This window comes from Mesorhizobium sp. M0011 (assembly GCF_040324155.1).
Taxonomy (GTDB): Bacteria; Pseudomonadota; Alphaproteobacteria; order Rhizobiales; family Rhizobiaceae; genus Mesorhizobium.
On sequence record NZ_JAMYVQ010000005.1, the window covers coordinates 34,337 to 56,637 of the forward strand.

General features: G+C 61.4%; 23 protein-coding genes. 19 read left to right on the top strand and 4 right to left on the bottom strand.

Annotated features, from left to right (window positions below):
* Positions 1-120 precede the first annotated feature (120 nt).
* A complete protein-coding gene (locus tag NKK51_RS07220) occupies positions 121-588 on the top strand; it encodes a DUF1203 domain-containing protein (protein ID WP_128305997.1) in 468 nt (155 codons plus the stop codon).
* A gap of 63 nt (positions 589-651) precedes the next feature.
* Positions 652-822, top strand: a complete 171-nt coding sequence (locus tag NKK51_RS07225; protein ID WP_352552006.1) for a hypothetical protein — start codon at positions 652-654, stop codon at positions 820-822.
* 1 nt (position 823) lies between these two features.
* Here NKK51_RS07225 and NKK51_RS07230 read toward each other — a convergent pair whose 3' ends face one another.
* Entirely contained in the window at positions 824-2,113 is a 1,290-nt protein-coding gene (locus NKK51_RS07230; protein WP_352552008.1) for an outer membrane protein, read from the bottom strand.
* Positions 2,114-2,320: 207 nt separating this feature from the next.
* Positions 2,321-3,436, bottom strand: coding sequence for an alanine dehydrogenase (gene ald, locus NKK51_RS07235; protein ID WP_023812057.1), 1,116 nt, complete (start codon positions 3,434-3,436; stop codon positions 2,321-2,323).
* A 155-nt stretch (positions 3,437-3,591) separates the two neighbouring features.
* On the opposite strand from ald, the gene NKK51_RS07240 reads away from it, so the two are divergent.
* Entirely contained in the window at positions 3,592-4,065 is a 474-nt protein-coding gene (locus tag NKK51_RS07240; RefSeq protein ID WP_013531467.1) for an Lrp/AsnC family transcriptional regulator, read from the top strand.
* A gap of 364 nt (positions 4,066-4,429) precedes the next feature.
* Here NKK51_RS07240 and NKK51_RS07245 read toward each other — a convergent pair whose 3' ends face one another.
* Entirely contained in the window at positions 4,430-5,083 is a 654-nt protein-coding gene (locus NKK51_RS07245; protein ID WP_023812055.1) for a 5-formyltetrahydrofolate cyclo-ligase, read from the bottom strand.
* Positions 5,084-5,245: 162 nt separating this feature from the next.
* Here NKK51_RS07245 and NKK51_RS07250 point away from each other — a divergent pair, with 162 nt between their 5' ends.
* Positions 5,246-6,511 (top strand): NAD(P)/FAD-dependent oxidoreductase, encoded by a 1,266-nt coding sequence (locus NKK51_RS07250; RefSeq protein ID WP_352552010.1) that lies wholly within the window; start codon positions 5,246-5,248, stop codon positions 6,509-6,511.
* Positions 6,512-6,658: 147 nt separating this feature from the next.
* Positions 6,659-8,638: a bifunctional 2',3'-cyclic-nucleotide 2'-phosphodiesterase/3'-nucleotidase gene (locus NKK51_RS07255; protein WP_352552012.1), complete on the top strand. Its 1,980-nt coding sequence runs from the start codon at positions 6,659-6,661 to the stop codon at positions 8,636-8,638.
* Between the two features lie 85 nt (positions 8,639-8,723).
* Here NKK51_RS07255 and NKK51_RS07260 read toward each other — a convergent pair whose 3' ends face one another.
* Complete coding sequence (locus NKK51_RS07260; RefSeq protein WP_128304513.1) at positions 8,724-9,980, bottom strand: SAM-dependent methyltransferase; 1,257 nt, start codon at positions 9,978-9,980, stop codon at positions 8,724-8,726.
* A 331-nt stretch (positions 9,981-10,311) separates the two neighbouring features.
* On the opposite strand from NKK51_RS07260, the gene NKK51_RS07265 reads away from it, so the two are divergent.
* The 14 genes from NKK51_RS07265 (at position 10,312) to lpdA (ending at position 22,292) form a co-directional block, all read left to right on the top strand.
* Positions 10,312-10,446, top strand: a complete 135-nt coding sequence (locus NKK51_RS07265) for a hypothetical protein (protein ID WP_023812051.1) — start codon at positions 10,312-10,314, stop codon at positions 10,444-10,446.
* A 91-nt stretch (positions 10,447-10,537) separates the two neighbouring features.
* Positions 10,538-10,828, top strand: a complete 291-nt coding sequence (locus NKK51_RS07270; protein WP_023812050.1) for a Dabb family protein — start codon at positions 10,538-10,540, stop codon at positions 10,826-10,828.
* Between the two features lie 113 nt (positions 10,829-10,941).
* Positions 10,942-11,832 (top strand): VOC family protein, encoded by an 891-nt coding sequence (locus NKK51_RS07275; RefSeq protein ID WP_352552014.1) that lies wholly within the window; start codon positions 10,942-10,944, stop codon positions 11,830-11,832.
* Positions 11,829-12,689 (top strand): 3-deoxy-8-phosphooctulonate synthase, encoded by an 861-nt coding sequence (gene kdsA, locus NKK51_RS07280; protein WP_031213495.1) that lies wholly within the window; start codon positions 11,829-11,831, stop codon positions 12,687-12,689. Before NKK51_RS07275 ends, kdsA begins: the two co-directional genes overlap by 4 nt.
* A gap of 94 nt (positions 12,690-12,783) precedes the next feature.
* Entirely contained in the window at positions 12,784-12,987 is a 204-nt protein-coding gene (locus NKK51_RS07285) for a dodecin family protein (RefSeq protein WP_352552015.1), read from the top strand.
* An 86-nt stretch (positions 12,988-13,073) separates the two neighbouring features.
* Complete coding sequence (locus tag NKK51_RS07290; protein ID WP_127294419.1) at positions 13,074-13,439, top strand: PRC-barrel domain-containing protein; 366 nt, start codon at positions 13,074-13,076, stop codon at positions 13,437-13,439.
* Between the two features lie 375 nt (positions 13,440-13,814).
* Complete coding sequence (gene eno / locus NKK51_RS07295; RefSeq protein WP_023812044.1) at positions 13,815-15,089, top strand: phosphopyruvate hydratase; 1,275 nt, start codon at positions 13,815-13,817, stop codon at positions 15,087-15,089.
* A gap of 272 nt (positions 15,090-15,361) precedes the next feature.
* The gene (locus tag NKK51_RS07300) at positions 15,362-15,685 is read left to right on the top strand and encodes an FtsB family cell division protein (protein ID WP_352552016.1); all 324 of its coding nucleotides are present in this window, start codon (positions 15,362-15,364) and stop codon (positions 15,683-15,685) included.
* A 193-nt stretch (positions 15,686-15,878) separates the two neighbouring features.
* Entirely contained in the window at positions 15,879-16,916 is a 1,038-nt protein-coding gene (gene pdhA / locus NKK51_RS07305) for a pyruvate dehydrogenase (acetyl-transferring) E1 component subunit alpha (protein ID WP_127272717.1), read from the top strand.
* 15 nt (positions 16,917-16,931) lie between these two features.
* Positions 16,932-18,335 carry a pyruvate dehydrogenase complex E1 component subunit beta gene (locus tag NKK51_RS07310; protein ID WP_352552018.1) on the top strand — a complete coding sequence of 468 codons (1,404 nt, stop codon included), beginning with the start codon at positions 16,932-16,934 and terminating at the stop codon, positions 18,333-18,335.
* A gap of 18 nt (positions 18,336-18,353) precedes the next feature.
* Positions 18,354-19,772 (top strand): pyruvate dehydrogenase complex dihydrolipoamide acetyltransferase, encoded by a 1,419-nt coding sequence (locus NKK51_RS07315; RefSeq protein WP_352552020.1) that lies wholly within the window; start codon positions 18,354-18,356, stop codon positions 19,770-19,772.
* 13 nt (positions 19,773-19,785) lie between these two features.
* On the top strand, positions 19,786-20,202 hold the full coding sequence (locus NKK51_RS07320; RefSeq protein ID WP_352552022.1) for a hypothetical protein: 417 nt from the start codon (positions 19,786-19,788) through the stop codon (positions 20,200-20,202).
* Positions 20,199-20,834: an SGNH/GDSL hydrolase family protein gene (locus NKK51_RS07325; protein WP_352552024.1), complete on the top strand. Its 636-nt coding sequence runs from the start codon at positions 20,199-20,201 to the stop codon at positions 20,832-20,834. Before NKK51_RS07320 ends, NKK51_RS07325 begins: the two co-directional genes overlap by 4 nt.
* A 12-nt stretch (positions 20,835-20,846) precedes the next feature.
* On the top strand, positions 20,847-22,292 hold the full coding sequence (gene lpdA / locus NKK51_RS07330) for a dihydrolipoyl dehydrogenase (protein ID WP_352441534.1): 1,446 nt from the start codon (positions 20,847-20,849) through the stop codon (positions 22,290-22,292).
* Positions 22,293-22,301: the final 9 nt, after the last annotated feature.

Consider the following 22,301-nt stretch of genomic DNA (forward strand, 5'->3'; position numbering starts at 1 on the left):
ACGGGACTTGATGAGAGCCGATCGCCGAGGGGCGACCGGCTCTTCGACATTTGGCAGGAATCGGGTGGGCGGCGAGGGTTCAAGGACATAATTTCCAGTCACGACACCGGAGATTTTTCGATGACCATCCAGTTCAAAGCTTTGCCGACCGAAGATGTCAGGACGTTGCAGCGCGGCGGGATCGATGCTTATGGCCAAATGCCCGAGCGAAAGATCTCCGACGGTGACGGCATGCCTTGCCGGCATTGCTTGAAGAATATAGGAGCCGGCGATGCCTACCTTGTTCTGGCATACAGGCCATTCCCTAGCCTTCAGCCCTACGCCGAAACGGGGCCGATCTTCCTGCATGCCGAGGAATGCGATGGTGCCGCTGAGAGCGAGGCGCTGCCCGAGGTTCTCGATAGCCCTGACTACATCGTGCGCGGCTATGGCAGGGATGATCGTATCGTCTATGGCAGCGGCGGCGTCATCCCGACCACGGCAATTGCTGCACGGGCCGAGACGCTGTTCGAACGCGACGAGATCGCCTACGTCCATGTCCGTTCGGCGCGCAACAATTGCTACCAGTGCCGCATCGAGCGCGCTTGAGGCTGAGATTAGCCCCTGGAAACAGTTGTCGTACTCCCGTCGCATATTCGCGATAGAAAGCCATTGTCGATCGATTTGCCGACCACGGATGAACCGGCGGTAAATCTCGACATCGAGGAAGCGGGGCTTTGGCTCCGCTTTTTTGTTGCCTGCGCTTTGCGCAGAAAAGTCTTCCACGCAAAAAAGCCCGCCGGCATGGCCGACGGGCTCAGACTGTTTGCCTGGAGGGCTTAGCTTAGTTGAACTTGTACTTTGCGCCCAGACGCACGGTCTGGAAGGACGGGGTGTCCTCGAGGATGCCGCCCGAGCCGAAGTCTTCCTTCTGATACTGCGAATAACGGTATTCCAAACCGACGGTCATATTGCTGGAGACGGCAGTTTCCAGGCCGCCACCGATCGAGAAGCCGCTCGAGCCCCAATCATAGATGTCAGCGCTACCACCACCCGGCGCTTCCGCATGCAGATCGAAGTGCTGCCAGCTGTAACCGCCGAGCACATAGGCCAGCGTTGATTCGTTGACCTTGGCACCGATTCTAGCGAGGGCATCGAAGCCGTAGTCGGCATCGCCCTTGATGGAAACGGGGCCGAGATCGAGCTTGGACTGGATGCCGGAATAACGGGCGTCCAACTGAACGCCGGCGACCCAGCTGCCGAAATCATGGTCATAGCCGACGCTGGCCTCGCCGAACACGCCTTCGCCGCCAATGCCGTTGAGCTCGCCGCTACCGCCCAACCCAAAATTGAGGTTTAGATCATGCACCATCGTGCCGGCACCGAGCGCGCCGCCGACATAGAAGCCGGTCCAATCATAGGCCGGGGCGGCAAAGGACGTGCCGCCACCATTTTGCGCGCCGAAGCGATAGTTTGCCGCGATATGGAAGGTGTGGGTGGAAGGCTCGACATCGAGAGAAGCACCGCCAAGATCGAGTACCGACTTGTCACCATAGTCCGCGTAACGATATTCGGTCTTCAACGTCCAGTTGCCACGCAGCACGGTTTCCATGCCAACGCCGAGCACATAGCCGCTGCGGTTCTGCGAGAATTCCAAGCCGTCCGCAGCGCCCGATCCGTCAAGTTTGAAATGCTGCCAGGTATACCCGCCGAGCACATAGCCCAACGTATTCGGATTGAGCAGATAGCCGGCACGCAGGCCAACATCGAAGCCGTAGGAGTTTGTCAGATCGACGTCGCCGCCTGCAATGCTCAACGAGGGGCCGATGTTACTCAGATTTGCGTCAATAAAACCACCGAGCAGGAAACGCTCCGAAACCATGTAGTCGTAGCCTGCCGTCAATTCGCCAAACACGCCATTTCCACCAAGGCCATTGAAGGCTAGGCCCGGTATGCTGAACTTGTGTACGCTAGCGCCAAAGCCGCCGCCGATGCCGACATAAGCACCGCTCCAGTTAAAGCCGGCAGCTTCTTCTACCGGTTGCACGACGTCAGCTGCATGAGCAGCAGACATCAAAGCTACAGCAGAAACAGCACCAAGAAGAAAAGATTTCGCGGATGTGCGAATGAACATATGCCCGTACCCCAATGAATAAACCCGGAAATGTCTCTAGCAGGGAGTCGGCCGGTACGGGAATGACAAATATGCAACAATGATGAGCAAAGTGCCGTTGCGTCACATCCTTCCACGCCATGCTTTGCCTGAAAAACAGGCTTGCAAGAAAAAACCCGCCGGCATGGAACCGGCGGGTTGGATTGAAAGAGGCTGTTTTCGCGAAAATCAGGCGGCGAGAACGGCTTTCGGCTCGACCAGTTCGTAGCCGAGCGCCTCCGCGACTGCCCGGTTGGTGATCTTGCCTTTATGGACATTGAGGCCGTTGCGCAGATGATGATCGTCGACCAGCGCTTTGAGGCCCTTGTCGGCAAGCTGCAGGCCATAGTGCAGCGTCGCGTTGTTGAGCGCGTGGGCCGAAGTGACCGGCACGGCACCCGGCATGTTGGCGACGCAATAGTGGATGACGCCGTCGACCTCATAGGTCGGCTCGGCATGAGTGGTGGCGTGCGAAGTCTCGAAGCAGCCGCCCTGGTCGATGGCGACGTCGACCAGCACCGAGCCTTTCTTCATGCCCGACAGCATTTCGCGCGAAACCAGTTTTGGTGCCGCGGCACCCGGGATCAGCACCGCGCCGACGACTATGTCGGCTGAAAAACACTCTTCTTCCAGCGCCTCGACAGTCGAGTAACGGGTGTGGACGCGGCCGGCGAAGAGGTCGTCGAGCTGGCGCAGGCGCGGGATCGAGCGGTCGATGATGGTGACGTCGGCGCCAAGGCCGGCCGCCATCCTGGCCGCGTGCAGGCCGACGACGCCACCGCCGAGCACGGTGACCTTGCCGGGCAGCACGCCGGGCACGCCACCCAGCAGCACACCGCGGCCGCCATTGGCCTTCTGCAGCGCCGTGGCGCCGGCCTGGATCGACAGGCGTCCGGCAACTTCCGACATCGGCGCCAGCAGCGGCAGGCCGCCACGGTCGTCGGTCACAGTCTCGTAGGCGATTGCCGTCACGCCGGACGCAAGCAGGCCCTTGGTCTGCTCCGGATCCGGCGCCAGGTGGAGGTAGGTGTACAGGATCTGGCCTTCGCGAAGCTGCGCCCATTCGCTGGGCTGCGGTTCCTTGACCTTGACGATCATGTCCGACCTGGCGAACACCTCGGCGGCCGTCTTGGCAATCGTGGCGCCGGCGGCGCGATAGGCGTTGTCATCGGCGCCGATGCCGGCCCCGGCGCCGGTCTCGACCAGCACTTCGTGGCCATGGGCGACATATTCGCGGACCGAGCCGGGAGTGAGGCCGACGCGGTATTCGTGGTTCTTGATTTCCTTGGGGCAGCCGACGCGCATTTTCTTCTCCTGATCCGGCCCTTTGGGCTCGTTCCCTGTATGAATGGAGTGAACCACGAATCGTTGCGCAGGTGTTTGCGAATGCGCTTGCGCCAACCGGCCGGTTTCGATAATCGTTGCGCGAAATAACAAGATATTCGCAGGATTCACGAATAATGCCGCTCGACAGGATTGATATCGCCATTCTCGAGGCATTGCAGAAGGATGGCAGGATACCCAACGCGGCACTTGCCGAAAAGGTCGGCCTATCGCAGTCGGCCTGTTCGCGCCGGCTCGACAATCTGGAGAAATCCGGAACCATCCGTGGCTATCATGCCCGGCTTTCCAATGCAGCACTTGGCCACCAGATGACGGCGATCGTGCACATATCGCTGTCGGGACAGTTCGAGAAGACGCTGTCGGATTTCGAGGCGGCGATCAAGCGCTGCCCGAACGTGCTGTCCTGCCATCTGATGTCGGGCGAATACGACTACATCCTGAGGATCGCGGCGAAGGATCTCGTCGACTATGAGCGCATCCACAAGGAATGGCTGTCGGCGATGCCGCACGTGACCAAGATCAATTCGTCGTTCGCCTTGCGTGAGATCGTCGACCGTACGGCCATGGGCATGAAGCCGGAGATGGCCTAGTTCCTCGACACAGAAGTTCTGACGGGTCGCTGCATAGACAAACCACCTGCCTTCGATTTGCGGAAACGGGCGTCACTTCGTCATCCACGGGCGGAGCAAGGAGTGTAGCGACGCAGCGCAGACCCGAGGATCCATGCCGCGACTTCAAAGCGTCACTACGGTGCAGAGTTCTGCTCGGCTGCATTCCTTGGTCAAGGTCACGGCATGGATCCTCGGGTCTCCGCGACGGAGCTTCGCTCCTGCTTCGCCCGTGGATGACGAAGGTGGGTGCCTTGGGTCAATCCCGAATGCCTCTGCGATCCATCGAGACGAACCATGACAACCTGGCTGCTGACAGGCCGCTAACCACCCTGTGGGGCCTGGGCTAGCTGACCGCCGTTACCACCCGATCCATCGGGATATCGTGCGGCTGCGGGTAGATGGTCGCGATGCGCTGCAATTCGTAGCCGACGCCGATGACCAGCGGCTTGAACGGCATCGCTGCCAGCGTACGGTCGAAGAAACCGCCGCCATACCCCAGGCGGTAGTTCTGGGGATCGATACCGACGATCGGCGAGATGACGATGTCCGGCAGCACCGGATCGCCCTCGGCCGGGATCGGGATATTCCAGACACCTTTCTCCAACCGGTCGCCCGCTTTGTAGGCGCGAAAGATCAGCGGCTGCCCCTTCTCGATGACGATGGGCAGGGCGGTGCGGCCGCCGCGTTCGTTTATGGACGCCATCCAAGGCCGCAAATCCGGCTCGCCACGAAACGGCCAATAGAGACTGACCATGCGCCCGGCGATCTCGCCGATGATCGCGTCGAGGCTTTCCGCAATGCTTTGCGACATTACCGTTCGGGCGTCGGCCGAAACAGCAAGACGCGCGGCGATCAGGCGTTCGCGCTCGGCTTTGCGCCAGCGTCTCACATCGGTCCAGTCGCTCGAAGGCGCACGGAATTGCGGATCGAGTTCGTGCATGAAACAGGGCGGCGAAGAATACTGCGCCGGAGCATCGTCGTCACGATCGTTGGCCATGCCTCACCTCATCGCGTGTTCGATGACGCTATACCTCGCGATACGATACAACATGTGCGTTCACGACATGCAACGACGAGTCTCGGGCACTGTCATCTGTTGTTGCATTGCACAAAAATACCTACATCCAGGACAGGCAATCTTGCTATCGGGGTGAACGAAATGAACGAAGCCAGGCATCATGTCGTCGTTGTCGGCGCAGGTTTCGGCGGCCTCGAGTTCACCGGTGCGCTTGTTGGCTCGCCGGTCCGTATCACCATGATCGACAAGCGCAACCATCACCTCTTCCAGCCGCTGCTCTACCAGGTGGCGACGACGGCGCTGGCCACCTCCGAAATTGCCTGGCCGATCCGCCACCTCCTGCGCAAGCGCAAGGATGTGACGACGCTGCTCGCCAATGTCACCGGTGTCGACCGCGCCGGCAAGCGCGTGCTGCTCGATGACGGCAGCGCGGTCGCCTACGACACGCTGGTGCTCGCCACCGGTGCCCGCCACGCCTATTTCGGCCATGACGAATGGGAGCCGTTCGCGCCTGGCCTGAAGACGCTGGAGGACGCCACCAGCATTCGGCGGCGAATTCTCCTGGCCTTCGAGCAGGCCGAGCGGGAGACCGATCCCGCCGAACGCCAGGCGTTGCTGACCATTGCGATCGTCGGCGGCGGGCCGACCGGCGTCGAGCTTGCCGGCACCATCGTCGAGTTGGCGCATGACACGCTGCGCGGCGAATTCCGCAACATCGACACGCGGCAGACGCGCGTGGTGCTGATCGAGGCCGGCGACCGTATTCTGGCCAATTTCGCACCGAAACTTTCCGACTATGCCAGCAAAGCGCTCGAGCGGCTCGGCGTGACGGTCGAGCTCGGCCGGGCCGTCACGCGCTGCGACGCCGAAGGTGTTGTGTTTGGCGATAAGCAACTGGCCGCCCGAACGATCCTGTGGGCAGCCGGCGTTGCCGCTTCGCCAGCCGCTGAATGGCTCGGCGCGCCGGCGGACCGGGCGGGCAGGGTGCTGGTCGAGCCTGACCTCAGCGTGCCCGGCAGCCCGGAGATATTTGTCATCGGCGACGCCGCTCATGTGCTGCGGCCGGACGGGCGGCCGGTTCCCGGCGTGGCGCCTTCCGCCAAGCAGGAGGGCCGACATGTTGCGGCTACCATCAAGGCCAGGCTCGGCGGCGACACGACCGCGCGTCCTTTCCACTACAGGCATGCCGGCGATCTGGCGACGATCGGCAAACGCGCCGCTGCCATCGATTTCGGCTGGATCAAGCTCACCGGCTGGCTCGCCTGGTGGCTGTGGGGAGTGGCGCACATCTATTTCCTGATCGGCTTTCGCAACCGGCTTGCGGTTTCGCTGAGCTGGCTATGGATCTACGCGACGGGGCAACGTAGCGCGCGGCTGATCACCCAGGGCGACGACGACAAGGGCTGATTTCTTCGCCCCGATCGTTCATGCGCACGTCAATCTGTTGCTGATGGACTGACGGCTTCATGCGCGCGACTTGTTGAATGGACTTAAGCAGGTTTCAGAGCGAAGTTCGCTTCGGGGCAGGGCTTGTCAGGTTGTCGAGGAGAAAACATGTCGCAACTGCTCCATCCCGTATCCCGCCGCGATCTCCTTGCGGGTGCCGCCGCCGCAGGGGCACTGATCATGCTGCATCCGTTCTCCGCCCGCGCTCAAGGCAACCAGGCCCATCTTCGGATCATGGAAACCACCGACATCCATGTGAACGTGCTGCCTTACGACTACTACGCCGACAAAGCGAACGACACGCTGGGCCTGTCGCGCACGGCGTCTCTCATCGATGCTGTGCGCAAGGAAGCCGTGAATTCGATGCTGATCGACAATGGCGACCTGCTGCAGGGCAATCCGATGGGCGACTACATCGCCTATGAGAAGGGGCTGAAGGACGGCGACCTGCATCCGATCATGAAAGGCATGAACTTGCTCGGCTACGAGTGCTCGACACTGGGCAACCACGAGTTCAACTACGGCCTGTCGTTCCTGGACAAGGTGCTGGCCGGTGCCAATTTTCCCTTCGTCTGCGCCAATTTGATCCGCGGGACCGAGCTTGCCGCTAACCCGCGCGACGACAAGCTCTATCTCAAGCCCTATGTCATCCTCGACAAGAAGATAAAGGACGGCGCGGGCGCCGAGCAGCCGATCAGGATCGGCATCATTGGCTTCGTGCCGCCGCAGATCATGGTTTGGGATCTCAAGAACCTGGAAGGCAACGTCAAGACGCGCGACATCGTCGAGGCGGCCAAGGCCTGGGTGCCGCAGATGAAGGAGGAGGGCGCCGACATCGTCATTGCGCTCTCGCATTCCGGCATCGATGTGAAGCAGGGCGAGATGATGGAGAACGCCTCGTTCTTCGTCGCCGGTGTCGACGGCATCGATGCGGTGTTCACCGGTCACCAGCATCTGGTGTTCCCCGGCAAGAAGGATTTCCAGTCGCTCGATGGTGTCGACACGCAGAAAGGCACGCTGCAGGGCAAGCCCGCCGTCATGGGCGGCTTCTGGGGCTCGCATATGGGGCTGGTCGACCTGATGCTGGAACGTGACGGGTCGAAATGGAAGGTCGTTTCAGCCACTTCCGAGGCGCGGCCGATCTTCGAACGCGTCGACAACAAGAACAAGCCGACTGTCCCGGACGACAAGCGCATCATCGCGGCCCTCGAACAGGACCACCAGGCGACACTGGCCTATGTGCGCCGCCCTGTCGGCAAGACCTCCGCGCCGCTCTATTCCTATTTCGCGCTGGTCGCCGACGATCCGTCGGTGCAGGTCGTCAGCCAGGCGCAGACCTGGTACCTCAAGGATATTCTCAAGAACACGCAATGGAAGGACGTGCCGCTGCTGTCGGCCGCCGCTCCCTTCAAGGCCGGCGGGCGCAACGGCGCCGACTACTATACCGACGTGCCGGCAGGCGACATCGCCATCAAGAATGTTGCCGACCTCTACCTCTATCCCAACACCGTGCGTGCGGTCGAAATCACCGGTGCGCAGGTCAAGGAATGGCTTGAAATGTCGGCCGGCATCTTCAACCGGATCGAGCCTGATAAGGCCGACCAGACCCTCATCAACACCGATTTTCCGTCCTACAATTTCGACGTCATCGACGGCGTCACCTACAAGATCGATCTGTCGCAGCCGTCGAAATACGATGCCAAGGGCGGGCTGGCCAACGCTGGCGCCAATCGCATCGTCGACCTGAGTTTCGATGGAAAACCAATTGATCCCAAACAGAAATTCGTCATCGCGACTAACAATTACCGGGCTGGTGGCGGCGGCAATTTCCCCGACATCAATGCCTCGAAGATCATCTACGAAGCACCGGACACCAATCGCGACGTCATCGTCCGCTATATCGTCAGCGAGGGCACGATCAATCCGTCGGCGGACGACAACTGGTCGTTCGCACCGCTGCCTGGAGCCAGCGCCGTGTTCGAAACCGGCCCCAAGGCCAAGGATTTCATTGCGCAGGTGAAATCGCTGAAGATCGAGCCGGCGGGCGAGGGCGAGGCAGGATTCGCGAAATACCGCATCCTGCTTTGAAGGGTGACGGCGACCGCGCGGCCATGTCGAGATCGTGCTCGACATCGCTTGGTCAGCGGCAATGAAAATCGAAGAGCGTGTCGATTTACGCCTTGTAGACCACCTGGCGCACGTCGATGTAGCTGGCGCGGAAGCCGGCTTCGCAATAGTGCAGGTAGAACTCCCAGAGCTTTTTGAAGCGGTCGTCGAAGCCGAGCGGAACAATCTTCTCCCATGACGCCCGGAACCGGTGGCGCCATTCGGCGAGCGTGCGCGCGTAGTCGTCGGGAAAGACGCGCTCGCGCAGGTGGGCGAGGCCATGATCCTTGCCCAGTGCCTTCAGGATCGACGGCGTCGGCAGCATGCCGCCCGGGAAGACGTAGCGCTGGATGAAATCCGGCCTTGCGCGATAGGTGTCGTAGGCGGCTTCGTTGATGGTGATGATCTGCAGGCCGGCAGTGCCCCCAGGCCTCAGGCAGGCCTTCATCTTGCCGAAAAACACCGGCCAGTATTTCTCGCCGACCGCCTCGAACATCTCGATCGAGGCGATGCGGTCATAGGTGCCGGTTTCGTCGCGATAATCCTGCAGCTTGATGTCGACCTTGTCGGCAAGGCCAGCCTTGGCGATGCGAGCCGTGGCAAAATCGTGCTGCTCGCGGCTGATCGTCAGCCCGGTCACGCGGCAGCCGATCTCGCGCGCCGCGAATTCGGCGAAGCCACCCCAGCCGCAGCCGATTTCCAGCACATGGTCCTTCGGACCGATCCCTGTATCCTTCGCCAGAGCGCGATATTTGGCGGCCTGGGCGCCTTCCAGGTCGTTGGCACCGGTCGTGTAGAGCGCCGAAGAATAGGTCATGCTCGGATCGAGCCATTCCTTGTAGAAGGCGTTGCCGAGGTCGTAATGCGCGGAGATATTGCGTTTCGAACCGGTGCGCGTGTTCTGGTTGAACCAGTGGCGGATGCGCTGGACGGTGTTGATCAGCCAACTGGTGCCGCCCGCGATACGCTCGCCGATGACCGAATTGACCACGAACAGCTCCAGGAAGCTGGTCACATCAGGGCTTTCCCAATCGCCGTCCATATAGGATTCGGCAACGCCGATCGTGCCGCCGGAAAAGGCGCGGCCCGGCAAGCGCCAATTCTTCAACACCAGTTCGGCATCTGGGCCAGGTCCCTTGCCGCCGACGAGGACGGCACGGCCGTCCGGCAGCCTGACCTTGAGCGAACCGCGCGGCAGGTTCATCGCCGCCGACAGCACCATGCGCGCTTTCGCTGGAAGACCTTTCACGATCTCCGCGAAATTGAATTCATCGAGCCTGACCGCGTCGCTCAATGCTACGCCAAAATGTTCCTTTTGCGCCATCTCGTGCCCCTGGATTTCCGCGGTGTCGGCGCAAATTGCCGGGCCACGGTTCTCTTGGATCATTCGCCAGCTTCGAACGCCGCCGCGACCGGTTCGTCGGCGAGCGGGCTCGAATGAAGTGCGCGCCCCCTACCAGAGCTTCAGCGCTTCCCGGTGAATCCGTGCGACAATCTTCCACGTCATGCGGGGAAACTTCAAGGGGCAGGCTGCAACCGGGGCTGTGCCAAGCAGATTGCTCGCGCCGGCGGGCATCTGTGCCTTTGGACAGCCAAGGCGCAGCGCGTTAAAAAACGCCTATGGCCGCAGAATTCCTTGTGCGATAGATTTAGCCATGCGTTATGTAATCGTCATTGCCGCCATCGCGTTTTTCCTGATCTGGGATGGCATGTACAATCAGGGCCGGTATCTCGACACCACGGTGAGAGAACTTAGCCGCATTGTGCGATATGCTACCGGCAAGGTTTAGCTCCGGCGGCTGCAGCCGCGACATCCTTGTCGATTGACGCCAACGTCCTGCCGTCACAAAAGACCCCAGCACTTTGATCGAGGAGGCGGGGTTGATCCGGCATATCGTTTTCTTCAGCGCGCGGCGAAAAGAGGATGTCGAGGCTGTGCGCACCGGCTTGCTGGCGCTCGGCGACATTCCTCATTCCAGCCTTTTCGAGGTCACCTTGAACACCAAGGTCGATCCACTGTCCGATGAGGTCGACGTGGTCGTCTATGCGGAGTTCGCCGACGACGCCGCGCTGGCCGCCTACAAGGCGCACCCGCTCTATGCGCAGACCACCAGCAAGGTCAAACCGATGCGGGAACTGCGCTATTCCGCCGATGTCGTTGCCGGAAGCTGATGCCTTGTCCAGGTGGTGCCTTTTTCGAAGTCCGGTGAACTGACTTGGGCGAACTGGCCGGGATTGCGATCAAGTCTTGAACCGATTTGCGGAATGATGCACATCGCGCCTGCATGACCCAAACCGCAGCCGCAGGCACTCATCCGCTCGATCACCTGGTGCTGCCGACGCAGAGCCTTGAGGTTGCGCGAGCCCGGCTCACCGCGCTTGGCTTCGTCGTGGCCCCGACCGGCATCCATCCCTTCGGAACGGAAAACTGCTGTGTTTTCCTGGCCGACGGCACGTATCTCGAACCGCTCGCGGTCGGCGACGAACAGGTGGCGACAAAGGCTATCGCAGACGGCAATGTCTTCGTCACGCGTGATCGCGCCTATCGCGACAGCAACGGCGACGAGGGATTTTCCGCCATTGTTCTAAGCACGGGCAATGCCGATGCCGACCATGCACGCTATGTCGATGCCGGCATCTCGGCGGGAGACATGCTGGGCTTTTCGCGCGCCTTCACCGACCCTGCCGGCAAAAGCGACATCGCATCATTCAAGCTCGCCTTCGCGGCCGGAGCCGAAGCCACGGACGCCTTCCTGTTTGCCTGCGAGCGCGTCAACGCGCCTGATGTTGACCGTACGGCTTTGCAGGCCCACGCCAACGGCGCGACCGGAATTGTCGAGATCTTGGCGATCAGCGATGCGCCCGGAAAGCAGCATGGGCTGATTTCCGTGGCGGTGGACGATCCGGCCGCCGACAGGCAGGGCGGCATGTTTCCCTTGCCGAATGCAGATTTGAGCGTGCTTGACGGCGCGGCTTTCACCGCGCGCTTCGGCCTGCCTGCCGGCGCGCCGACAGATCTACGCTTCGCAGCGGTGGTCTTTTCGGTTCGGAACGCCGATGTGACATCGAGGCTGCTTGCAGCCAATTCCGTCCAACACGATATAGCGGGCAATGATATCGTCGTGCGGCCTGCACCCGGACAGGGCGCGGCCTTCATCTTCCGGGAGATCCCATGAGCAAGCCGCAAGCGTCCAATTCGATGGCGCCCAATTCGTCGGTAACCGTCGGCAATGTCGTCTTCGACAACAAGGCGGCTCTGTCGCTGATCGCCGGCCCTTGTCAGTTTGAGTCACGCCAGCACGCCTTCGATATGGCCGGCGCGCTGAAGGAACTGACCGGCAGGCTCGGCATAGGGCTCGTCTACAAGACCAGCTACGACAAGGCCAACCGCACCTCGCTGTCGGCGACGCGCGGTGCCGGTATGGACGCAGCCCTTCCCGTCTTCGACGAGTTGCGCAAGGAATTTTCGCTCCCCGTGCTGACCGATGTCCATACCGAGGAGCAGTGCGCGATCGTCGCGCCGCATGTCGATGTCCTGCAGATTCCGGCTTTCCTGTCGCGCCAGACGGACATGCTGGTCGCCGCCGCCAGGACCGGCAAGGTGATCAATGTGAAGAAGGGGCAGTTCCTCGCCCCCTGGGACATGAAGAACGTCGTCGCCAAGATCACCGGATCCGGCAATGCCAATGTGCTGACCACCGAGCGCGGCGCGTCCTTCGGCTACAACACGCTGGTGTCCGACATGCGCGCTCTTCCCATCATGGCCGAGATCGGCGCTCCGGTGATCTTCGACGCTACCCATTCGGTGCAGCAGCCGGGCGGGCAGGGGGGCTCCTCGGGCGGCGAGCGCCGCTTTGTCGAGACGCTGGCCCGCGCGGCAGTCGCTGTCGGCGTTGCCGGCGTGTTCATCGAGACCCATCAGGATCCCGACAACTCGACCTCTTCCGACGGCCCGAACATGCTCCCGTTGAAGGACATGCCGGCCCTGCTCGAGCGGCTGATGGCATTCGACCGCATCGCCAAGGGCCTCTAAGGGCGGACGCATACTCCGCCGACTGCCGGCGCTTGTGGAAGGCACGAGCCGGCTATACGCTTGGCTGGCAATGAGCGTTTTGCAGGAGGAAGCCATGTCCGTCGCCCGCGTCACCGAAATCACATCCTCGTCGAACAAGAGCTTTCAGGACGCCATCGAACAGGGAATTGCGCGCGCATCCAAAACCCTGAAGAACGTCGAGGGCGCCTGGATCCAGGACCAGAAGATCGTCGTCGAAGACGGCAAGATTGTTGCTTATCGCGTCAATATGAAGGTTACCTTCATCCTCGCGGAGTGAACGGTCGACGCCGAAAAAGTCGGGAACCTTCGCCCGCGCCCCTCATTGTCCAAGTATGGTTCGAAACCACAATGAGGAGCACAATCATGGCAACCCAGACAGGTCACACCCAAGCCATCGCCGCTTCGCGGGTCATCGGCACATCGGTCTACAATACCGAAGGCACGAGCATCGGCAGCATCGAGGATGTGATGCTTGACAAGATGACGAACGGCATCATGTTCGCGGTCATCGGTTTTGGCGGCTTCCTCGGTATCGGCGAGAAATATCACGCCATTCCGTGGGCAAGCCTCGACTACGATGAGGACAAAGGCGGGTATGTCGTGCCGTTTTCCAAGGAACAACTCAGGGCGGCACCTGCCTATTCGATCAACGAATTGACCGGGGCGGATGGCGAGGCGGCCCGCGACGAATCCTACAATTATTACAAGGTCACGCCTTACTGGCATTAACAGCAACCACAAAGCGGCCCCCCCCCCAGGCGGGGGCGCGTTGGGTTGTTGGGTATTAGCTGACGTATAAGGGGGCCATCGCCTTCGGCGGCGACTGCTGATTGTCGCACGACGTCAGGAATGCCGCCGCGATCAGGAACAGACTCACGATACCACTCAACTGGGACATGGCGAAACTCCTCCTGTTTCGCCCCGCGCCCCCGCACCATAGCCACAAGCCGGCCTGCCGTACATGACTTATCATGACAGCGATTTGCGCTTCGTGAATCGTTCGGAGGCTGATGCCGCGGCAATAATTGCCAGCGGGCCGATTGCCTTTTGCAGCACTTTGGCTAAGACGTGCGGCATTCTTCAGATCAATCGAGGACATCGCAAATGACCGCCATCATCGACATTGTCGGGCGTGAAATCCTGGACAGCCGTGGAAATCCGACCGTCGAGGTCGATGTCATTCTCGAAGATGGCTCAATGGGCCGCGCGGCGGTGCCATCGGGTGCTTCGACCGGCGCCCACGAGGCCGTCGAACTGCGCGACGGCGGTGCCCGCTATCTCGGCAAGGGTGTGCTCAGGGCCGTCGAAGCGGTGAACGGCGAACTGTTCGAGGCGATCGGCGGCATGGAAGCCGAAAACCAGATCCATATCGACCAGACCATGATCGAGCTTGACGGCACGCCCAACAAGAGCCGGCTTGGCGCCAACGCCATTCTCGGTGTGTCGCTGGCGGTGGCCAAGGCGGCCGCTGACGCCGCCGGCCTGCCGCTGTACCGTTATGTCGGTGGCACCAAGGCGCATCTCCTGCCGGTACCGATGATGAACATCATCAATGGCGGCGCGCATGCCGACAACCCGATCGATTTCCAGGAATTCATGATCCTGCCGATCGGCGCGCCGACGCTGCGCGAAGGTGTACGCTGGGGTTCGGAAATCTTCCATACGCTGCGCAAGAAGCTGAAGGATGCCGGCCACAACACCAATGTCGGCGACGAGGGCGGCTTTGCCCCGAACCTGAAAAGCGCCCCGGTGGCGCTCGATTTCATCATGGAATCGATCGAGCAGGCCGGCTTCAAGCCGGGCGACGAGATCGCGCTCGGCCTCGATTGCGCCGCGACCGAGTTCTTCAAGGACGGCAACTACGTCTATGAGGGCGAGAAGAAGACGCGCGATCCCAAGGCCCAGGCCAAATACCTGGCCAAGCTTGCCGCCGACTATCCGATCATCTCGATCGAGGACGGCTTGGCCGAGGACGATTGGGAAGGCTGGAAGTACCTGACCGACCTGATCGGCAAGAAGACGCAGCTGGTCGGCGACGATTTGTTCGTCACCAACACGGCGCGGCTACGCGACGGCATCCGCATGGGCGTTGCCAATTCGATCCTGGTCAAGGTCAACCAGATCGGCTCGTTGACGGAAACGCTCGACGCCGTCGAGACCGCGCACAAGGCCGGCTACACCGCCGTCATGTCGCACCGCTCGGGCGAAACCGAGGATTCGACCATCGCCGATCTCGCGGTTGCCACCAATTGCGGACAGATCAAGACCGGCTCGCTGTCGCGCTCCGACCGCATGGCCAAGTACAACCAGCTGATCCGCATCGAGGAAGAACTCGGCAAGCAGGCAAGCTATGCCGGCAAGTCGGTGATCAAGGGCTGATCCGGAACACCGGCTCATCGATACCGGACAAAAGGGCGGGAGCATTCCCGCCCTTTTTCGTTTCGGTGCCGCCAAACAGGTCTCCCGTAACCGTCCGTTAAGCACAATCGGGCGAAAAAGATCGTGAGCCGCCTGAGTTCGCGGGCTAGAGCCGGATGATTTCAGGTCTGTTCGACCTGAAATCTGAATCCGACTCTAAATCAAAGAGATAGAGCATGTCGTCCGAAAACCGCTTCACACTTTTCGGCATCACGCTCTAGAGGAATCGGGCGATGTGGACGCGTCAGCACAAGCAGAGAAACACCGGCCGGCTGATCATTCCCTCGCTTTGCGTGGCGTTCCTGGCCTATTTCGGCTTTCACGCCTATCATGGCGAATTCGGCATCTATTCGAAATATCAGCTGGAAGCCCAGACGGTTGCGCTGCAAGGCCAGCTCGATGCGATCAAGGCGCGCCGCATGGAACTCGAGCGCCGCGTTCGGCTGATGCATGAAGGCACGCTCGAGAAGGACATGCTCGATGAGCAGGCACGCAAGGCGCTCAATCTGTCCCAAGCCGATGAAATCACCATTATGTTGCCGACCTCGGTGAAATAACTGATTTCCAGTTAATCGCCAATATTTTCAACGATTTTAATTGCTTAGGCGCATGCCAGCTATGCAAATTCGGCATGGCGCAACGCTTTGACGCGTGTTAGCCTCCCTAAAATCGGTGGGGAGGAGCTGATCTCCCCAGAGCAGATTTCATCCTGCTCTAATGTCCACAAAGAGACGCCACAGGGAGTGATGCATGGCCACCGCCGCCAGAAAAGCGCCTGCCAAATCCAAATCCGACGGCAAATCGGGGCTTTCGGCCCCCAAACCCGCCGAGTTCACCAAGGACGAAGAGCTTGCCGCTTACCGGCACATGCTGCTCATCCGTCGTTTCGAAGAAAAGGCCGGCCAGCTTTACGGCATGGGTTTCATCGGCGGCTTCTGCCATCTCTATATCGGCCAGGAAGCGGTCGTCACCGGCATGAAGATGGCATTGATCGACGGTGACCAGATGATCACCGCATATCGCGACCACGGCCACATGCTGGCGATGGAACTGTCGCCGCGCGGCGTCATGGCCGAGCTGACCGGCCGTCGCGGCGGCTTGTCCCGGGGCAAGGGCGGCTCCATGCACATGTTCTCCAAGGAAAAGCACTTTTACGGCGGCCACGGCATCGTCGGTGCGCAGGTGTCTCTTGGTACTGGTCTCGCCTTTGCCAACCGCTACCGCGACAACAACAATGTCTCGCTGACCTATTTCGGCGACGGCGCGGCCAACCAGGGCCAGGTCTATGAAAGCTTCAACATGGCCTCGCTGTGGAAGCTGCCGGTGATCTACATCATCGAGAACAACCGCTATGCGATGGGTACCTCGGTGTCGCGCTCTTCGGCGGAAACCAACTTTTCGCATCGTGGCGCTTCGTTCAAGATCCCCGGTATCCAGGTCGACGGCATGGATGTGCGCGCTGTCAAGGCTGCCGGCGACCAGGCGACCGAATGGTGCCGCGCCGGCAACGGGCCGATCATTCTCGAAATGCAGACCTACCGCTACCGCGGTCACTCGATGTCCGATCCGGCAAAATACCGCTCCAAGGAAGAAGTGCAGAAGATGCGCTCGGACCATGACCCGATCGAGCAGGTCAAGGCACGGCTGATGGAAAAGAAGTGGGCGACCGAGGACGAGCTCAAGACCATCGACAAGGAGGTCCGCGACATCGTCGCCGACGCCGCCGAATTTGCCCAGAACGACGCGGAGCCGGATCCGTCCGAGCTCTGGACCGATATCGTATTGTAACGGGAGGGCAAGGACATGCCGATCGAAATTCTCATGCCCGCTCTCTCGCCGACCATGGAAGAGGGCAATCTTTCCAAGTGGTTGAAGAACGAGGGCGACAAGGTCGTCGCCGGCGACGTTATCGCCGAGATCGAGACCGACAAGGCGACGATGGAAGTCGAAGCTGTTGACGAAGGCACGCTGGGCAAGATCCTGATCGCCGCCGGTACCGAAGGCGTCAAGGTCAACACACCGATCGCCGTGCTGCTGCAGGACGGCGAAAGTGCCGGGGATATCGGCAAGTCTGCGGCGCCCGCCAAGGCGGAAGCACCTGCAAAGGCAGAGGCTCCGGCCGCAGCAGAGGACAAGGCGGAGGCCGCAAAGCCGGCCGCCGCACCGGTGGCTGCCGCCCCGAAGACGGAGATCGCCGCCGATCCGGACATTCCGGCCGGCACGGAGATGGTCTCCACCACGGTGCGCGAAGCGCTGCGTGATGCGATGGCCGAGGAAATGCGCCGCGACGGCGATGTCTTCGTCATGGGCGAGGAGGTTGCCGAATACCAGGGCGCCTACAAGATCACGCAAGGCCTGCTGCAGGAATTCGGGCCGCGGCGCGTCGTCGACACGCCGATCACCGAGCATGGCTTTGCCGGCGTTGGCGTGGGTGCGGCGATGGCCGGCCTGAAGCCGATCGTCGAGTTCATGACCTTCAACTTCGCCATGCAGGCGATCGACCAGATCATCAACTCGGCCGCCAAGACGCTCTATATGTCCGGCGGCCAGATGGGCGCGCCGATCGTGTTCCGTGGACCGAACGGTGCCGCCGCACGCGTCGCTGCCCAGCACTCGCAGTGCTATGCTGCCTGGTACAGCCACATTCCGGGCCTCAAGGTCGTGATGCCCTACACCGCCGCCGACGCCAAGGGCTTGCTGAAGGCTGCAATCCGCGATCCCAACCCGATCATCTTCCTCGAGAATGAAATCCTTTACGGTCAGTCCTTCGACGTGCCGAAGCTGGACGATTTCGTGTTGCCGATCGGCAAGGCGCGCATCCATAAATCAGGCAAGGATGTCACCATCGTCTCCTTCGGCATCGGCATGACCTATGCGGTCAAGGCTGAAGCGGAACTGCGTGGCCTTGGCATCGACGTCGAGATCATCGATCTCAGGACCATCCGCCCGCTCGATCTCGACACCATTATCGCCTCGGTCAAGAAGACCAACCGGCTGATCGTTGTCGAAGAGGGATATCCGCAGAGCTCCGTCGGCGACCATATCGCCAACCAGGTGTCGCAGCGCGCCTTCGACTTTCTGGACGCGCCGGTCATCACCATCGCCGGCAAGGATGTGCCGATGCCTTATGCGGCCAACCTCGAGAAGCTGGCGTTGCCGAATGTCGGCGAAGTCATCGAGGCGGTCAAAGCCGTCACGTATCGCTGAATCGGGCGGGAGGACAAAATGCCAATCAACATCACCATGCCGGCCCTGTCGCCCACGATGGAAGAGGGCAATCTGTCCAAGTGGCTCGTCAAGGAAGGCGACAAGGTTTCGCCGGGCGATGTCATTGCCGAGATCGAGACCGACAAGGCGACGATGGAAGTCGAGGCTGTCGATGAGGGCACGGTTGCAAAGCTCGTCGTTCCCGCCGGCACCGAGGGCGTCAAAGTCAATGCGCTGATCGCCGTGCTCGCCGGAGAGGGCGAGGATGCCGGTGCTGCCGCGAAAAGCGATGGTGGTGCTGTGACGGCGAAAGCGGAGGCCAAGCAGGACAAGGCGCCAATCTCCCCACCTGTGGGGGAGATGTCGACGAAGTCGACAGAGGGGGGCGCTGTCCCGCCGGCGTCGCATTCTGTCACGCCCCCCTCTGCCCTGCCCTCTTTGCCGCCACTTGGCATCTCCCCCTCAAGGGGGGAGATCGGCCAGTCGCCGGAAGGCCGCACCTTCGCCTCGCCGCTCGCACGCCGCATTGCGAAGGAGGCCGGCGTCGATGTGTCTGCCGTGTCGGGCACCGGTCCGCATGGCCGCGTGGTCAAGGCGGATGTCGATGCGGCGATTGCCGGTGGAGGCGCCCAGGCGGCGCCTGCCGCCAAGGCTCCTGCTGGCGCTCCTGCGCCTGCGGTGAAGGCAATGTCGGACGAACAGGTGCTGAAACTGTTCGAACAGGGTTCCTACGACCTCGTCCCGCATGACAATATGCGCAAGACCATCGCGCGGCGCCTGGTCGAGGCCAAGACCACCATCCCGCATTTCTACCTGACGCTCGACTGCGAGCTCGATGCGCTGCTGGCGCTGCGCACGCAGATCAACGCCGCAGCGCCGGTGAAGAAGACCGACAAGGGCGAGGCGCCGGCTTACAAGCTGTCGGTCAACGACATGGTCATCAAGGCGATGGCTATGGCGCTGAAGGCAGTGCCGGATGCCAATGCCTCATGGACCGAAAGCGCCATGGTCAAGCACAAGCATGCCGATGTCGGCGTCGCGGTGTCGATCCCGGGCGGCCTGATCACGCCGATTATCCGCAAGGCCGATGAGAAGACGCTGTCCACCATCTCCAACGAGATGAAGGATCTGGCCAGCCGCGCGCGCAGCCGCAAGCTGAAGCCGGAAGAGTATCAGGGCGGCACCACGGCGGTGTCCAACCTCGGCATGTTCGGCATCAAGGACTTTGCCGCCGTCATCAACCCGCCGCATGCGACGATCCTTGCCGTCGGTGCGGGTGAGGAGCGGGCGGTGGTCAAGAATGGCGAGATCAAAATCGCCACCGTGATGTCGGTGACGCTGTCGACCGATCATCGCGCCGTCGACGGCGCGCTGGGTGCCGAACTGCTGGTCGCCTTCAAGCGCCTGATCGAGAACCCGATGGGCATGCTGGTTTAGGACGGAGAGGGCGGTGCGGATCTTCTTCACCTCCCTTATGGCGTTTTTCCTGTCAGGATTGGCAGGCGGCTTGGTTGCTCAACAGCTGGCGGTCGCAACCCATGCGCAGGAAGAATACATTCTGGTGTTCATGACGTCGGTGCTTGTCACCATTGTCGCGACGATCGTGTTTTTCATCGCGCAGCTTTTTTCGAACGCACCGTCGATCATCAACTGGCTGGGCCTCTGCGCAATTGTCCTGTTCGTGCTGATCGGGCTCGGCCTGATCGGTTGGACGTTCTCTCAGCCGGTCGATAAGCGCCAGTGGGGAGGTGACCTGCCGATCGTCGCCGGCCTGGTTTTGCCGAACCTGGCCACTGTGCTGGTTCACTGGCTGTTCGTGCGCTGGCGGTTGAGGCGCAGCTCGATTAACGCACAGGTGGGCGCATGAAGACGGTTCTTTGCTACGGCGACTCGCTGACCTGGGGCTACAATGCCGAAGGTGGCCGCCATGCGCTGGAAGACCGCTGGCCGAGCGTGCTGCAGGCAGCGTTAGGCGGCAGCGTGCAAGTGATTGCCGATGGCCTCAACGGCCGCACCACGGCCTTCGACGATCATCTGGCCGGTGCGGACCGCAACGGTGCAAAACTGCTACCAACCGTCCTGACGACCCATGCGCCGATTGACCTGATTGTCATCATGCTCGGCGCCAACGACATGAAGCCGTGGATCCACGGCAATCCCGTCGCGGCCAAGCAGGGCATCCAGCGGTTGATCGACATCGTGCGCGGTCACGACTATCCGTTCGACTGGCCGGCGCCACAGATCCTGATCGTTTCGCCGCCTGTGGTCAGCCGTACAGACAATGCCGAATTCAAGGAGATGTTTGCCGGCGGCGACGACGCCTCCACCCGGCTGGCGCCGCTCTACGCCGCCCTTGCCGATGAGGTTGGCTGCGGCTTCTTTGACGCCGGCAGCGTGGCGCAAACCACACCGCTTGATGGCGTCCACCTCGACGCCGAGAACACGCGAAACATCGGCAAGGCGCTGGCACCCGTCGTGCGCGTCATGCTGGAATTGTGAAGGAGAAAAACCGTGGCTGAGAACTACGACGTCATCATCATCGGCTCCGGCCCTGGCGGCTATGTCACCGCGGTGCGTTCCGCGCAACTCGGCTTCAAGACGGCGATCGTCGAGCGCGAGCATCTCGGCGGCATCTGCCTCAACTGGGGCTGCATCCCGACCAAGGCGCTGCTGCGCTCGGCCGAGATCATGCACTATTCGGATCACCTGAAGGATTACGGGCTGAAGCTCGACGGCAAGGTCAGCGTCGATGCGTCAGCCGTCGTCGATCGCTCGCGCAAGGTGTCGCTGCGGCTCAATGGCGGCGTTGCCTTCCTCATGAAGAAGAACAAGGTCGACGTCATCTGGGGCGAGGCCAAGCTTTCGAAGCCGGGTGAGATCGTCGTGTCCAAGACGGCCAAGAAGCCGATGGAGCCGCAGCCGCCGGTGCCGAAAGGCGTCAAGGGCGAAGGCACGTACACCGCCAAGCACATCATCCTGGCGACCGGCGCCCGGCCGCGCGCGCTGCCCGGCATCGAGCCGGACGGCAAGCTGATCTGGACTTATTTTGAAGCCATGGTGCCGAAGGAGATGCCGAAGTCGCTGCTAGTCATGGGGTCGGGCGCCATCGGCATCGAATTCGCCTCCTTCTACCGCACCATGGGCGCCGAAGTGACGGTGGTCGAGCTGCTGCCTGCGGTGATGCCGGTCGAGGATGCCGAAGTCTCGAAATTCGCGCAGAAGCAGTTCGAGAAGCAAGGCATGAAGATCATCCTCGAAGCCAAGGTGACCAAGGTCGAGAAGGGTGCCAACTCGGTCACCGCGCATGTCGAGATGAAGGACGGCAAGGTCGAGAAGATCACCGCCGATCGGATGATCTCGGCCGTCGGCGTCCAGGGCAACATCGAGGGCCTCGGGCTCGAGGCGCTTGGCGTGAAGACGGAGCGTGGCTGCGTCGTCATCGATGGTTACGGCAAGACCAACGTGCCGGGCATCTACGCCATCGGCGATGTCGCCGGCCCGCCGATGCTCGCCCACAAGGCCGAACATGAGGGGGTCGTGTGCATCGAGAAGATCGCAGATTTTCCTGGCGTGCATGCCACCGACAAGCTGAAGATTCCGGGCTGCACCTACTGCAATCCGCAGGTCGCCTCGGTAGGCCTGACGGAAGCCAAGGCCAAGGCCGAGGGCAAGGACATCCGGGTCGGGCGCTTCCAGTTCGCCGCCAATGGCAAGGCCATTGCGCTCGGCGAGGATCAGGGTTTCATCAAGACCATCTTCGACAAGAAGACCGGTCAATTGCTCGGCGCCCACATGGTCGGTGCCGAAGTGACCGAACTGATCCAGGGTTTTGTCGTGGCGATGAACCTGGAGACGACCGAGGAAGAGCTGATGCACACCATCTTCCCGCACCCGACGCTGTCGGAGATGATGAAGGAAAGCGTGCTCGACGCCTATGGCCGCGCGCTCAACGCCTGATAGATTGAA

Coding starts and splice junctions, on each gene's coding strand:
- NKK51_RS07220 (WP_128305997.1), top strand. CDS start 121: ATGACCATCCAGTTCAAAGCTTTGCCGACCGAAGATGTCAGGACGTTG.
- NKK51_RS07230 (WP_352552008.1), bottom strand. CDS start 2,113: ATGTTCATTCGCACATCCGCGAAATCTTTTCTTCTTGGTGCTGTTTCT.
- ald (WP_023812057.1), bottom strand. CDS start 3,436: ATGCGCGTCGGCTGCCCCAAGGAAATCAAGAACCACGAATACCGCGTC.
- NKK51_RS07240 (WP_013531467.1), top strand. CDS start 3,592: ATGCCGCTCGACAGGATTGATATCGCCATTCTCGAGGCATTGCAGAAG.
- NKK51_RS07245 (WP_023812055.1), bottom strand. CDS start 5,083: ATGGCCAACGATCGTGACGACGATGCTCCGGCGCAGTATTCTTCGCCG.
- NKK51_RS07250 (WP_352552010.1), top strand. CDS start 5,246: ATGAACGAAGCCAGGCATCATGTCGTCGTTGTCGGCGCAGGTTTCGGC.
- NKK51_RS07255 (WP_352552012.1), top strand. CDS start 6,659: ATGTCGCAACTGCTCCATCCCGTATCCCGCCGCGATCTCCTTGCGGGT.
- NKK51_RS07260 (WP_128304513.1), bottom strand. CDS start 9,980: ATGGCGCAAAAGGAACATTTTGGCGTAGCATTGAGCGACGCGGTCAGG.
- NKK51_RS07265 (WP_023812051.1), top strand. CDS start 10,312: ATGCGTTATGTAATCGTCATTGCCGCCATCGCGTTTTTCCTGATCTGG.
- NKK51_RS07275 (WP_352552014.1), top strand. CDS start 10,942: ATGACCCAAACCGCAGCCGCAGGCACTCATCCGCTCGATCACCTGGTG.
- kdsA (WP_031213495.1), top strand. CDS start 11,829: ATGAGCAAGCCGCAAGCGTCCAATTCGATGGCGCCCAATTCGTCGGTA.
- NKK51_RS07285 (WP_352552015.1), top strand. CDS start 12,784: ATGTCCGTCGCCCGCGTCACCGAAATCACATCCTCGTCGAACAAGAGC.
- NKK51_RS07290 (WP_127294419.1), top strand. CDS start 13,074: ATGGCAACCCAGACAGGTCACACCCAAGCCATCGCCGCTTCGCGGGTC.
- eno (WP_023812044.1), top strand. CDS start 13,815: ATGACCGCCATCATCGACATTGTCGGGCGTGAAATCCTGGACAGCCGT.
- NKK51_RS07300 (WP_352552016.1), top strand. CDS start 15,362: ATGTGGACGCGTCAGCACAAGCAGAGAAACACCGGCCGGCTGATCATT.
- pdhA (WP_127272717.1), top strand. CDS start 15,879: ATGGCCACCGCCGCCAGAAAAGCGCCTGCCAAATCCAAATCCGACGGC.
- NKK51_RS07310 (WP_352552018.1), top strand. CDS start 16,932: ATGCCGATCGAAATTCTCATGCCCGCTCTCTCGCCGACCATGGAAGAG.
- NKK51_RS07315 (WP_352552020.1), top strand. CDS start 18,354: ATGCCAATCAACATCACCATGCCGGCCCTGTCGCCCACGATGGAAGAG.
- NKK51_RS07325 (WP_352552024.1), top strand. CDS start 20,199: ATGAAGACGGTTCTTTGCTACGGCGACTCGCTGACCTGGGGCTACAAT.